The sequence below is a fragment of the Leeuwenhoekiella parthenopeia genome, from assembly GCF_020782115.1.
In the GTDB taxonomy this organism is placed as follows: domain Bacteria; phylum Bacteroidota; class Bacteroidia; order Flavobacteriales; family Flavobacteriaceae; genus Leeuwenhoekiella; species Leeuwenhoekiella parthenopeia.
In genome coordinates this window covers 18,843-31,747 of the sequence record NZ_JAJGMW010000020.1, presented here as the reverse complement: position 1 = coordinate 31,747, position 12,905 = coordinate 18,843, and the positions used below count along the sequence as shown (strand labels likewise).

The 12,905-nt window shown below is 42.0% G+C and carries 10 protein-coding genes and 1 other RNA gene; 5 read left to right on the top strand and 6 right to left on the bottom strand.

Going from position 1 to position 12,905, the window contains the following annotated elements:
• Positions 1-3 precede the first annotated feature (3 nt).
• Positions 4-1,062: a glutaminyl-peptide cyclotransferase gene (locus LLW17_RS14090; protein ID WP_228230932.1), complete on the bottom strand. Its 1,059-nt coding sequence runs from the start codon at positions 1,060-1,062 to the stop codon at positions 4-6.
• Positions 1,063-1,150: 88 nt separating this feature from the next.
• Here LLW17_RS14090 and ffs point away from each other — a divergent pair.
• The 3 genes from ffs to fsa all read left to right on the top strand — a co-directional run bounded on the left by ffs (position 1,151) and on the right by fsa (position 2,884).
• Positions 1,151-1,250, top strand: an RNA gene (gene ffs / locus LLW17_RS14085) — signal recognition particle sRNA small type.
• 46 nt (positions 1,251-1,296) lie between these two features.
• Complete coding sequence (locus tag LLW17_RS14080) at positions 1,297-2,100, top strand: SDR family oxidoreductase (protein ID WP_228230931.1); 804 nt, start codon at positions 1,297-1,299, stop codon at positions 2,098-2,100.
• A 127-nt stretch (positions 2,101-2,227) separates the two neighbouring features.
• On the top strand, positions 2,228-2,884 hold the full coding sequence (fsa, locus tag LLW17_RS14075; RefSeq protein WP_228230930.1) for a fructose-6-phosphate aldolase: 657 nt from the start codon (positions 2,228-2,230) through the stop codon (positions 2,882-2,884).
• Positions 2,885-2,975: 91 nt separating this feature from the next.
• Here the strand turns inward: fsa and LLW17_RS14070 are convergent, their stop codons facing one another.
• On the bottom strand, positions 2,976-4,388 hold the full coding sequence (locus LLW17_RS14070; RefSeq protein WP_228230929.1) for a peroxiredoxin family protein: 1,413 nt from the start codon (positions 4,386-4,388) through the stop codon (positions 2,976-2,978).
• 186 nt (positions 4,389-4,574) lie between these two features.
• Here LLW17_RS14070 and LLW17_RS14065 point away from each other — a divergent pair, with 186 nt between their 5' ends.
• Complete coding sequence (locus LLW17_RS14065; RefSeq protein ID WP_228230928.1) at positions 4,575-6,200, top strand: ABC-F family ATP-binding cassette domain-containing protein; 1,626 nt, start codon at positions 4,575-4,577, stop codon at positions 6,198-6,200.
• A gap of 45 nt (positions 6,201-6,245) precedes the next feature.
• Positions 6,246-6,785, top strand: a complete 540-nt coding sequence (locus LLW17_RS14060) for a hypothetical protein (RefSeq protein ID WP_228230927.1) — start codon at positions 6,246-6,248, stop codon at positions 6,783-6,785.
• A gap of 4 nt (positions 6,786-6,789) precedes the next feature.
• Here the strand turns inward: LLW17_RS14060 and LLW17_RS14055 are convergent, their stop codons facing one another.
• The 4 genes from LLW17_RS14055 to recG all read right to left on the bottom strand — a co-directional run bounded on the left by LLW17_RS14055 (position 6,790) and on the right by recG (position 12,732).
• Positions 6,790-7,293 (bottom strand): putative signal transducing protein, encoded by a 504-nt coding sequence (locus LLW17_RS14055; protein WP_228230926.1) that lies wholly within the window; start codon positions 7,291-7,293, stop codon positions 6,790-6,792.
• Positions 7,294-8,013 carry a hypothetical protein gene (locus LLW17_RS14050; RefSeq protein ID WP_228230925.1) on the bottom strand — a complete coding sequence of 240 codons (720 nt, stop codon included), beginning with the start codon at positions 8,011-8,013 and terminating at the stop codon, positions 7,294-7,296.
• Positions 8,014-8,079: 66 nt separating this feature from the next.
• Positions 8,080-10,506, bottom strand: coding sequence for a phenylalanine--tRNA ligase subunit beta (gene pheT / locus LLW17_RS14045; protein WP_228230924.1), 2,427 nt, complete (start codon positions 10,504-10,506; stop codon positions 8,080-8,082).
• 120 nt (positions 10,507-10,626) lie between these two features.
• Positions 10,627-12,732, bottom strand: coding sequence for an ATP-dependent DNA helicase RecG (recG, locus tag LLW17_RS14040; RefSeq protein ID WP_228230923.1), 2,106 nt, complete (start codon positions 12,730-12,732; stop codon positions 10,627-10,629).
• Positions 12,733-12,905 lie beyond the last annotated feature (173 nt).

Here is a 12,905-nt window from a genome sequence, read left to right as displayed (position 1 = left end):
AATTTATTTTTTGAAAATGCGTATTTCAAATAATTTGTCCCAGTGTTTGCCGGTTACATAAAGCTTTTGATTTTTTGAATCATAGGCAATCCCATTGAGTACTTCATTAGCATCATCGGTAATAGAGCCTATTTGTTTCTTGAGTGATCTGAGATCGACAACGCCTTCAATAGCACCGGTCTCGGGATTGATTATAGTGATGCTGTCAAACTGATAACTGTTTGCATAAATTTTGCCTTCAACCCACTCGAGTTCATTAAACTTGGAGCGTACTTTCTTATTGTCAACCACTTCAAAATAGCCGGTCTCGGCATAGGTTTCGGGATCTAAAATCCAGATTTTTTCGGTACCGTCAGATTTATAGATGTTTTTACCATCATTACAAAGGCCCCATCCTTCTTTACTTTGACCATATTGAAAGCTTCCGGTTTTTTTAAAGCTGTCGAGATCGTAAATAAAACCCATTTTCTCACGCCAGGTTAGCTGTATCAATTTTTCATTTAAAATAGTTAAGCCTTCGGCGAAATACGTTTTGTCAAGATCAATGCGCTTTAGAATTGTTCCGCTTTGCAAATCGGTTTTAAGCAGGGCCGATTTACCATACTCCCCAATACTTTCATAAAGGCTGTCCTTGTGAAATTCAAGTCCCTGTGTATACGATTCTTTGGCGTGCGGAAAGGTATTGACTATTTCGTAGGTATACAGCACGGGAGTTTCTGAAGACAGCAAAATGAGCGTTTCGTTAAGAACAGCGGTTTTATCGCCTGCGTATAAGGTTGCCTGCAGTTGCTTTTTGCCGAGCTTTTGTTCATTAAGGGTATAGGAAAGGGCCTCGAGTCCCGGCTGGCTGCCTATTCTCGTATTGTCGAGCTGATAAACTACCGAATCAAGCACAATATCACCCTTTGGTTTAAGGCTTATCGTGATGTTTTCGCCGTTTTTTAAACTCTCTAAAGGCTTGTCAACAACGATCGAAAAACTTTTGGTGAGATCTTTTCCGTTTCCGCAGGAGACTAAGAAGATGCCTAAAGACAAGATAACGAGAAGATTAGAAATGCGCATGTGTTTTGGAATTTGGGGATGAAGTTAAATCAATAAATTCAGTTTAAAAAACCTTTGGCAAAGCAGATAGGTAATGTATATTTGCACCCGGCAAGTCCTACACAACCAGCTCCTGTCGAATTCCCCCAGGGCGGGAACGCAGCAAGGGTAGATGGTCGTAGCGGTGTGATGTAGGTAGCTTGCCTTTTTTTATGCCTTATATTTGCGTAAATTCTTCGCCATTAAACGCACATTATGTCAAAAGTTGTCCTGATCACCGGAGCCTCCTCAGGCATTGGTAAATCAATCGCTGAATATTTGGTTACCAAAGGTTTTACCGTTTATGGTACCAGTCGTAATCCAAAATCTTCAACGCTTAACGGGGTCAATCTGGTAGCACTTGACGTTACGAAAACCGAAACTATAAAAACTGCCGTTGCCACTGTTTTAGAGCAGGAAGGCACTATTGATGTACTTATAAACAATGCCGGTAAAGGTATAACCGGTCCGCTTGAGGAAATCCCGGAAGAGGAATTGAAGTCGGTTTTTGAGACTAATTATTTTGGTCCTATTGCGGTGATGAAAGCAGTTCTTCCCACCATGCGTAAACAACGCAGGGGCTTAATTATCAATGTGACTTCTATTGCTGGTTATATGGGCTTGCCCTATCGCAGTGCGTACTCAGCTACCAAAGGGGCTTTGAGTTTAACCACCGAAGCTTTGCGTATGGAACTCAGGGAATTTAATGTTAAGCTGACTAACGTGGCGCCGGGAGATTTTGCAACCAATATCGCTTCCGGTCGTTATCACGCTCCTTTGCGTGAAGATTCAGACTACGCGTCCAATTACGGGAAGTCTTTAGCTTTGATGGACGAGCACGTAGATGAAGGGGAGGATCCTATGCTTATGGCTAAAGCCGTTTTCGAAATTATCAATACCAAAGAACCACAGGTAGACTATAAAGTGGGGGCTTTTATGCAACGCTTTTCTACCTTTTTAAAAGGTGTGTTGCCCGGTAAAAGCTATGAGCGACTGCTGTTGAACCATTACAAGCTCTAAAAGTTCCAAATTAATACGTAAATGTAACATTAACACTTAATTTGTATAATAACGTAACTTTACGAAAATTCAAGTTTTAATTGCTTAATTTTGACCATAAAACAATTGATAAACCAAAAATATCCTCATGAAATTTTTTATTGATACCGCAAACCTTGATCAGATTAAAGAAGCTCAGGATCTGGGCGTACTTGATGGTGTAACCACGAACCCATCATTGATGGCTAAAGAAGGCATTACCGGAAGAGAAAATATTCTTAAGCATTATGTTGACATCTGTAATCTTGTTGACGGTGATGTGAGTGCAGAGGTGATCTCTACAGACTTTGACGGAATGGTTAAGGAAGGTGAAGAGCTTGCTGCATTACACGAGCAAATCGTAGTTAAAATACCAATGATTAAAGATGGTGTTAAAGCATTAAAATACTTTAGTGATAAAGGGATACGTACAAACTGTACTCTTGTATTCTCAGTAGGGCAGGCATTGCTTGCAGCTAAAGCAGGTGCTACTTATGTATCTCCGTTCTTAGGTCGTCTTGATGATATCTCTACAGATGGTCTTCAGCTTATCGCAGACATTCGTCTGGTATATGATAACTATGCTTTTGAGACTGAAATCCTTGCAGCTTCAATCCGTCACACGATGCACGTTATTGACTGCGCCAAGTTAGGATCTGATGTAATGACCGGGCCGCTTTCGTCAATCGAAGGTCTTTTGAGTCATCCTCTTACCGATATAGGTCTGGAGAAATTCTTAGCCGACTATAAAAAAGGGAATAGCTAAAAAGCCATTCTTTCAGAATAAAAAATCGCCCGTCTTAAATCAAGACGGGCGATTTTTTTATTGGGTTAATTCAGATTAAAAAACCTCAGGATTACTTATTCAAAGCTGTAAGCAGTTCGCTTTCAAAAGTTGTGCTGAACAAATTCGTGTGCGCATTAATGATAAAACCATTTTGATCTACAATAAAGGTTTTAAGGGTAGAGCTTAAAGCCAGATCCTTTACCAGTTGATTGTAATCCCCCGTAAACAGAAACTGGTTTTGAGGTTTAAAGTCATAGCGCTCAATACTGCGTTTCCAGCTGGTGTAATCATCGTTTACGTTAATAGCCATAAACGTGAATTCCGGAAATTTTTCCAGGTAACTTTCTGCCAGTTGCTGGGCGCGTTTAGCGTGGGTTTTATTGTTGTTTGACCAAAAGAAAATAAATGCCGGTTTCTTTATGCTGGTTTCAAAAGTAACCGTGTCCTGTTGCAGCGTGAGCAATTGCTCATCGGGAATGCGTTTTCCGGTTTCGATCTTTTTATTTGCCGTGTATAAATCGCGAATTTCTTTCTTATCTGCTTCCGAAGGAATTTGATTCATATACATTTCGTATAGCGTTTCGCCTCCTTTTTTATCGTTGCTGTTCGCCAGATAGTCTTTGATCGTACGGGTTAGTAAAAAGCTTTTTACCGAGTCGTTTTTGATTTCAGACTGAATGAGACGCAGCTTATGCAGGTTGTGGGTAAACGACAGCGGATTGTAAGTTTCTTCTGTGAAGTATTCTCTAAAGGCAGCCTGGTTGAAATAATTGAATAAAAACCGCTGGTAGGGATAAAGCTCTATAAATTTGGCTTCATTGAAGTTTACTTTTTTACGGTAATCGTAAAACGAGTTGGGTAGGGATTTGATAAAGTCAACGCGATCTACCCCAAAATGCGACATCGGGTAGACTTCAAGCCTGGCATAATAATCATAATCTACAAGGGCTTGCGCTATGCTTTCAAAATCATCGCTTACATCGTGACTTTTTAAAAATTCATCAAGCATGTCCTGACGTTCATTCTTAAAACTCAGAATACTTCGGCTAAAAGTCGCCGGATCCTGCTGGTAGATTTCCCGTTGAATCATCAGGTTGTTTTCTTCCTCATTCTTCAGGAAAAATTCGATAAGCAGGTTGTTTTCAGAAGCACCGTAACCCGTGTAGGTCAGGGTTTCGTCAAACTCAAAAGTATTTACGCGAAGCAAAAGGCTGTCCCCCGGCTCAATATATACGATCTGCTCTTCATTATGCTCAAAAGTATAAATGCCTTTTGGAGTGTTTTTGAATTGATATAAAAAGCGATTGTTTTGATCTAAAGAAATACTGTCCAGAAAAATACCATCTTTAGATAGAATCACATGATTCGATACCGGGTTCACCACCTCGCCACCCAGATACGTACCGGTGTCAGCTTTAGGAGTATCACTGCCGCAACCGGCTAATAATAAAATAAGTATGAAGAAAAGTAACTTTTCAATCATAGGAAGTCAGGTCTTGAGTTTAGGGATAGTAAAAATTACTTTGATGGCTATTGGAGGCTAAATGTAGCCGTGTTGTAGATTTTACCTTGTTAATTACAAGTTAAAACATAGAATTAAAAAGTTAATCTTTCATCTTTTACGGCAATAGCTGTACTTTTGCGGCCTTAATTAAAAAGAGGTTTGACTATGTTATCAGTATCTAATTTATCTGTTCAGTTTGGAAAGCGCGTGTTGTTTGATGAGGTTAATGTTTCCTTTACTCAGGGTAATTGTTATGGTATTATAGGTGCAAATGGCGCCGGAAAATCTACCTTTTTAAAAATTATTTCAGGAAAGGAAGACCCTACCAGTGGTCATGTGCATCTCGAGCCCGGGAAGCGTATGTCTGTTTTAGAACAGGATCACTACGCCTACGATGAGCATACGGTTCTGGAGACCGTGCTTATGGGGAATAAGCCCCTTTTTAAAATCAAGACGGAAATAGATGCGCTCTATGCCGATTATTCTGATGAAAATGCAGACCGAATAGGAGAACTTCAGGTTGAGTTTGAGGAAATGAACGGCTGGAATGCCGACAGTGATGCCGCTGCATTGCTTTCAAGTCTTGGGATTACCGAAGATTTACACTATAATCTCGTAAAGGATCTTGATAGTAAACAAAAAGTACGGGTGCTTTTGGCTCAGGCACTTTTTGGCAATCCTGATGTATTGATTATGGATGAGCCTACAAACGACCTCGATTACGAGACCATCAACTGGCTTGAGAACTTTTTGGCAAACTACGATAACTGTGTGATTGTGGTATCGCACGACCGTCACTTCCTGGATGCGGTTTGTACGCACATTTCAGATATTGATTTTGGTAAGATTTCCCATTTTAGCGGAAACTATACCTTCTGGTATGAATCTTCTCAGTTAGCCGCCCGTCAGCGTGCACAGCAGAACAAGAAAGCCGAAGAAAAGAAGAAAGAACTTGAAGAATTTATCCGTCGTTTTAGCGCAAACGTGGCCAAGAGTAAACAGGCTACTTCACGTAAAAAGATGATTGAAAAACTCAATGTAAATGAGATTAAGCCTTCAAGCCGAAGATATCCTGCAATTATTTTTGAACGTGAACGTGAGGCCGGCGATCAGATTTTAAATATTGAAAAACTGGCTTCATCTATTGACGGGGAGATTCTGTTTAAAAACATTAACCTCAATCTGGCTAAAGGCGACAAGGTTGTGGTGTATTCAAAGGACAGCCGGGCTACTACGGCTTTCTACGAAATCATAAACGGCAAACAAAAAGCCTTAGAAGGTAAGTACGAGTGGGGTGTAACTACAAACCAATCGTATCTTCCGGTTGATAATCAGGAATATTTTGAAAACGATTTGACTTTGGTAGACTGGTTACGTCAATATGCCAAGACCGAAGAGGAACGCGAGGAAGTATTTTTGAGGGGGTTTTTAGGAAAAATGATTTTCTCAGGCGAGGAAGCGCTTAAAACATCTAATGTACTTTCAGGAGGTGAAAAAGTGCGTTGTATGTTAAGCAGAATGATGATGCAGCGTGCAAATGTGTTGATGTTTGATGAACCTACAAACCACCTGGATCTGGAATCGATTACCGCAATCAATAATAGTCTCAAGAATTTTAAAGGCACAATATTGCTTACGACAAGTGACCACGAGTTTGCTCAAACCGTTGGTAACCGCATCGTAGAGCTTACGCCTAAAGGTGTGATAGACCGCCATATGTCATTTGATGACTACATGAGCGATCCTAAGATCAAGGAACAGCGTAACCAAATGTATGCTGTTGAGGCCTAAATTTTAGTATATTGGCCTTCTCGATCCCAAATCAGGAAGGCCATTATGAAAATCAGGTTACTTATTTTAATCTTAGTTGTTTCTTTAGGTATAGCCTGTTCATCTGACGATGACGCCGCTACACAAGAAAATCTGGAAGATCCCGTAAATGCATTTGTGTTTGACGGGATTTTGTTTGATATGCAAACCTTATGGATTTTTGATGAAAATACCCAAAGCGACGAACCTTCAAAAATAGGTTTCAATTTCTTCAATAAAACTACGGCTCAAATGACTTCCGGGGAAGATCTGGATGACATTACCGCGATATATTTTGCGCTTACTGATGATGTTATCAAAGCGGTTACCTACACTAACGCGGTGGATTACGAGTTCTTTGTGGAAGGAACTATTTCTGAAGGGAGCTACAGCCGCGGTGACGCGATTTTAAATTACCAGGTAACTGCAGAACAGGCAGTAGCAATAGAGGTGGTGATTAACCGTATTACAGCATCAGAAATTTCCCTTGATTTTAGCTTTACCCGAAATGACGACGAAGTCATTTACGGCAATTATTCGGGGACGTACCTCAATCTGAACGATTAAAGACCTACTTTCTAAAGTGATTGATGAGTGCAAACGCACTTATCGCAGCAATAAAACCACTCAAAAATATCCTGAAAGTCGACAGCTCTTCTCCCTGCGTAAGTGGGTAAAGTCTCCATAGTGAATAGATAAGAAGTGCTGCGTTTATAAGCAAATTCCATTTAGAACGCTGTGGTTTTTCTCCTTTCTGAATAAGCGGTCTTCCTTCTGAGCTTACGTTTCCTTCTTCTTCCAGGCGGCTCTGTGATGCTTCAGCCTCAAGTTCGCTATCGCTGTATTGTTCTTCTGCAAAAGCCTTTTCGACCAGATGTTTTGCTTTTATCAGGTTTTCTTTTTCAACAAAAAGCAATACTTCACTTTCATAATTTCCAAATCCTCCGCGTAACGCGCTTTCCTTATCATTGCGCAAAATGCTCTTTATCCCCGAGTCTTCCAGATAGGTTTTAAGGTAGTTTGCATTGATTTCAGAACCCGAGTAAACGCGTTCATAATTTGAGTCTGTGATCATTTACTGGGCTTTATCATACTGACAACGCCAGATTGCTGTATTGAAATTTTTGCCCAGAGCAAAACCATAAAACAGAACCACGGCGGCGATAGATTTAAACATAAAAAAGAATACCATCACATCCTGGCTAAAATCCTGTTTTCTGGTAAACAAACCATCAGGAACTAAAAGCGTAGCCACGACACTGGATAGGAGTATCGTGAAGATAAGGTTTTCAAAGTTCTTAAAAGGCCACATCATCCACTTGCGTAAAGGATGTAAATCATTTCCCCATTTGTGTATAAGGTAATAATAGCCGTTGCCCATTGGAGCAAAGAGTAAGGGATCGTCTGTTTTACTCAAAACAAACATCTTGGAAGGCGCCATGATTTTAAAACCCTTCAGGCTTATCTCATGTTCGTTTTCAAGACGGCTTATTTCTGAAAGGGCTTCCTGCGGAAATGTACCTTTAAAATATCGGGAATCCAGAAATCGCAGACGATAGTCTACACAAATCTTTTTTATGCTCTTTTCGTGAAAAATGCGATCCGATTGCAGCAGGTCAAAATTAAACTTCACGGCATCTTCAGAAGATTCTGATGCAAGATTGTTTAAAATGCGCTCGTTCTCACTTTCGCTTTTATTTATAAAACCGGTAACCCAGCTTATAAGGCCCTTTTCGGCATTCTTAAATTCTTCACGATACAGTTTATCGTGAATATTGGTTTTCTTTAACAGCATCTTTTTCTTTTTATGCTAAAATTAACCAATAACACCCAAAATCACAACCTTATAAATGCTAAAGTATTAACGCAGAACTGCCTGAAGTTCATCTTCAAAACGCTTCTGAAGTTTGCTCATGATCTTGTCAATTTCCGCATCGGTTAAGGTTTTGTACTCATCCTGAAGCGTAAAACTTACCGCATAACTCTTCTTGCCCTGAGGCAGGTTTTTCCCTTCATACACGTCAAACAGGGCTACTTTTTTGAGCAGTTTGTTTTCGGTTTTGTACGCTTCATTATAGATTTCTTCAAAATTGATCTGCTTATCCAGCAGGAGTGCAAAATCACGACGCACTGCAGGGTTTTTAGGAATAGGCGCGTAGCTTATTTTGTTTTGCTCAATAAGTTCTAAAATCGTGTCCCAGTTAAAATCTGCGTACAGCACCTCGAGATCAATGTCAAAGTGATTGCGAACGGCTTTGGCAACCAGTCCAAAATGTACCACGGGTTTTTTATCAAGGGTGTAAGTAAGACCTTCCGAGAATTCATTGCTTTTAACCGGCTTAACCTGCCAGTCTTTTATGCCCAGCCTGTTGAGCACCACTTCAACCATTCCTTTCAGGTTGAAAAACGTAGTGTTTTGCTGTTGCTGATACCAGTTTTCCGGGTTTTGTTTTCCGCACAGAAGCAAGCTTAAATGCTTGTATTCTTCACGCTTGTCACCAAACTGATGATAGCTTTTGCCAAACTCAAACAACTTGAGGTCAGACTGGCGGCGGTTGCTGTTAAAGGCAACCACTTCAAGACCCGAAAATAAAAGCGATTGGCGCATTACCGATAGATCGGTACTTAGCGGATTGAGCATCTTAACGCTGTGTTCCTCCTTGTAAGCTTCATTTAAAGTAGCGTATTCCGGATTGGTCAGCGAGTTGTTCAGGATCTCGTGAAATCCAAGAGACGCCAGTAAACTTCCTGTGATTTGCTGCACTTTATGATCGGCAAAACGGCTGGTTTTAGAAACGGAAGCATTCAACTTTGCTTTAAACTTGATTTTATTATACCCGTAAACCCGAAGGATTTCTTCGATAACGTCTACTTCCCGGGTCACATCGTTACGATAGGCGGGGATCGTCATCCCGATACCAGACTCAGTGATGTTGTTGATTTTAATGTCTAATGAAGATAGAATAGACTTGATGGTCTCCTTCGGAATTTCTTCCCCAATAAGCTTCTGAGCCCGTTCAAAGTTTAAGATGACCTGATGGTCTTCAATCTTTTTGGGATAAATATCCACAACATCGCTGGTTACATCACCGCCGGCTAATTCTTTAATGAGCAATACGGCACGCATCAGCGCATATTCGGTAATGCTTGGGTCAATGCCACGTTCAAATCGGAACGACGCATCGGTATTAAGGCCGTGTCTTTTTGCAGTTTTACGAATGCTTACCGGATTGAAGTACGCACTTTCCAGAAATATGGACGTCGTATTTTCGGTAACACCACTATTTGCTCCGCCAAAAACACCCGCAATACACAGTGGTTTTTCGGCATCGCAAATCATCAGATCTTCTGCATCTAATTCGCGTTCTACGCCATCAAGAGTGGTAAATTTAGTACCCGAAGCTACAGTCTTTACATTGATTTGTTTTCCGGCGATTTTAGAAAGATCAAAAGCATGAAGCGGTTGTCCCAGTTCGTGTAAAACGTAATTGGTAATGTCGACCAGATTATTTTTCGGCGTAAGCCCTATTGCTTTCAGGCGGTTTTGCATCCATAGCGGAGATTCTTTCACGGTAAGACTGGTCATGGTAACCCCGCAGTAGCGTGGAGCCTTTTGCGCATCAAGTACTTCAACACTTACTTTCTGGGTGCGGTTATCTATTCTAAAGGAGCTCGTGGATGGGGTAATGAATTCCGGGTGTTTGCCCAGCTGAATGAGGCCGGCACGCAGGTCGCGTGCAACACCCATATGGCTCATCGCATCGGCGCGGTTAGGCGTAAGCCCGATTTCAAAAACCAAATCATCTTCAACCTCAAAAACATCAGAGAGGGGAGTGCCCGGGGCAAGATCGTCATCAAGAATCATAATACCGTCGTGACTTTCGCCAAGTCCGAGTTCGTCTTCGGCGCAAATCATTCCGTTACTCACTTCGCCGCGTATTTTTCCTTTTTTGATTTTCCAGGCTTCGCCCTTATCATCAAACAAGGTTGTGCCCACAGTAGCTACAGGTACTTTTTGACCTGCATCAACGTTTGGCGCGCCGCAAACAATCTGCACGGGTTCGCCATCGCCAATATCAACGGTGGTCAGTTTTAAACGGTCTGCATTGGGGTGCTTAACGCAGGTAAGCACGTGGCCTACCACGATACCTTTAAGTCCGCCTTTTACACTCTGAAAGTCTTCAATACCTTCAACTTCAAGACCTAAATCGGTAAGGAGATTGCCGGTTTTTTCGGCTTCCCAATCAATATTTAAAAACTGTTTTAGCCAGTTGTAACTTATTTGCATGCCTTTGTTTTAGAAAGGGCAAATATACTATTTACACCGCTTTTTGGCACTCTGAGTTATCGAAAATACAGAACTCAAATAATTCTGAATTCTGAATTCTGAATTCAGAATTAATACCGGCTAACTGATGTAATTCCAGATGTTTTTAAATTTCATCAGGGCTGCGTAGGTCTGGCGAATGGGCAGGTTTTCGGGTTTTTGTAATTGTGGATCCTCTTTCAAAACGGCCGAAGCATAACCGCGGGCGGCTTTCATAATCTCGTTATCTTTCACGATATCGGCGATTTTCAGGTTGAGAACTCCGCTTTGCTGGGTTCCCATAAGATCGCCGGGACCGCGCAGTTTAAGATCTACTTCTGCGATTTCAAAACCGTCATTGGTGCGGGTCATTGTTTGCAGACGGGTTTTGCTGTCTTCCGAAAGTTTGTGACCGGTCATCAAAATGCAATAACTCTGGTCTGCACCACGTCCTACACGTCCCCGCAACTGGTGTAACTGCGAAAGCCCGAAACGCTCAGCACTTTCAATCACCATCACCGAAGCATTGGGAACATTAACGCCTACTTCAATCACGGTGGTGGCAACCATAATCTGGGTTTCCCCATTTACAAAACGGTTCATCTCGTAGTCTTTATCGTCGGGTTTCATCTGGCCGTGAACGATAGAAATCTGATAATCGGGCATCGGGAACTCGCGGCTGATGCTTTCATAACCGTCCATCAAATCTTTATAATCAAGCGCTTCACTTTCCTGAATCAACGGATAAACGATGTAGATTTGGCGGCCTTTTTTGATTTCATCCCTAATAAAACCGAAGACTTTCAGGCGGTTGTTATCATACCGATGTACCGTTTTAATGGCTTTCCTTCCGGGAGGCAGTTCGTCAATCACCGAAACATCGAGATCACCGTAAACACTCATCGCCAGCGTGCGGGGAATGGGCGTTGCGGTCATGATCAAAATGTGTGGAGGCAAATCGTTTTTGTGCCAAAGTTTACTGCGCTGGGCTACGCCAAAACGGTGCTGCTCGTCTATAATCGCCAGTCCCAGATTTTTAAACTGCACCTTATCTTCAAGCAGGGCATGGGTTCCAATTAAAATGTGTAGCGAGCCGTCTTCAAGACTTTCGTGGATCACGCGGCGTTCTCTGGTTTTTGACGAACCGGTGAGCAAGGCGATTTTAATGTCCAGCTTTTGACACAATTCGCTAAGTCCCTGATAATGCTGAATAGCCAATATTTCGGTGGGCGCCATCAGGCAGGCCTGAAAACCATTGTCTATAGCGATGAGCATGGTGAGTAGGGCAACTATGGTTTTTCCACTACCTACATCGCCCTGTAATAAGCGATTCATTTGTGCGGGCTTGCCCAGATCGTTGCGTATTTCTTTTACCACCCGTTTTTGAGCTTCTGTAAGTTCAAAAGGCAGGTGTTTGTTGTAAAACTCGGTAAAGTTTTCGCCTATATGTTCAAAGGCATAGCCCTTGATTTTTTTCTTGTGCAGCAGGTTTTTAACCAGTAATTGAAACTGAATGAAGAACAATTCTTCAAACTTCAGCCTGAATTGCGCCCGTGCCAGATTTTCCTGTTTCTGCGGAAAGTGAATATTGAGATAAGCCTTTTTGCGCGACATCAGCTTGAGGGTTTCAATAATTCCCGGCGACAGCGATTCGTCCAGTTCTTTATGTACTTCCTGAAACAGGGTTTGCATCAGCCCGTTCATCACCCGGTTTGTAATGCCGCGATTGCTCAGTTTTTCGGTGGAAGGATAAACGGGTTGCATCGCCGCCCGCAATCCCTTTTCGTGTTCTTCAAGCAGTTCGAGATCGGGGTGTGCGATCGAGTAGGTGCTGCCAAAACGCTGTACCCGGCCAAAAGCCACATAGGGCACGTTGATTTTAAGGCGTTCGCGTATCCATTTCAGGCCTTTAAACCACACCAGTTCCATCGCTCCGGTTTGATCAATGTAGGTAGCGACCAGGCGTTTTGAGCGGCCCTCGCCCACGGTTTTGATGTGGGTCACTTTACCTATGATTTGCACATCTGCACTGGTGGGCTGCAGTTGGTTTATGGTATAATATTGAGTTTTATCGATGTAGCGGTTGGGGAAGAGGTTGAGCAAATCCTGATAGGTGTGAATGCCCAGCTCAGAGCGCAGCAAATCGGCCCGGCTGGGGCCTACGCCCTTCAGGTAATCTATAGGTGTTTGTAGTTTGCCCGCGTTCATCGCAACGAATATATAAAACGTCTCAATTTTATACGTGTATTCACCCGCATTAAACAAGCGCTTTTAAAATCAAATCCTTAATTTGGCAGCCAATTCTGGTTTTAACTAAAAATGACAGTTAAGAAGCTTTTCGCAACTGCGTAAAAGAATACCTGTCTAATCCAATCTGTGTT

Coding starts and splice junctions, on each gene's coding strand:
- LLW17_RS14090 (WP_228230932.1), bottom strand. CDS start 1,062: ATGCGCATTTCTAATCTTCTCGTTATCTTGTCTTTAGGCATCTTCTTA.
- LLW17_RS14080 (WP_228230931.1), top strand. CDS start 1,297: ATGTCAAAAGTTGTCCTGATCACCGGAGCCTCCTCAGGCATTGGTAAA.
- fsa (WP_228230930.1), top strand. CDS start 2,228: ATGAAATTTTTTATTGATACCGCAAACCTTGATCAGATTAAAGAAGCT.
- LLW17_RS14070 (WP_228230929.1), bottom strand. CDS start 4,388: ATGATTGAAAAGTTACTTTTCTTCATACTTATTTTATTATTAGCCGGT.
- LLW17_RS14065 (WP_228230928.1), top strand. CDS start 4,575: ATGTTATCAGTATCTAATTTATCTGTTCAGTTTGGAAAGCGCGTGTTG.
- LLW17_RS14060 (WP_228230927.1), top strand. CDS start 6,246: ATGAAAATCAGGTTACTTATTTTAATCTTAGTTGTTTCTTTAGGTATA.
- LLW17_RS14055 (WP_228230926.1), bottom strand. CDS start 7,293: ATGATCACAGACTCAAATTATGAACGCGTTTACTCGGGTTCTGAAATC.
- LLW17_RS14050 (WP_228230925.1), bottom strand. CDS start 8,013: ATGCTGTTAAAGAAAACCAATATTCACGATAAACTGTATCGTGAAGAA.
- pheT (WP_228230924.1), bottom strand. CDS start 10,506: ATGCAAATAAGTTACAACTGGCTAAAACAGTTTTTAAATATTGATTGG.
- recG (WP_228230923.1), bottom strand. CDS start 12,732: ATGAACGCGGGCAAACTACAAACACCTATAGATTACCTGAAGGGCGTA.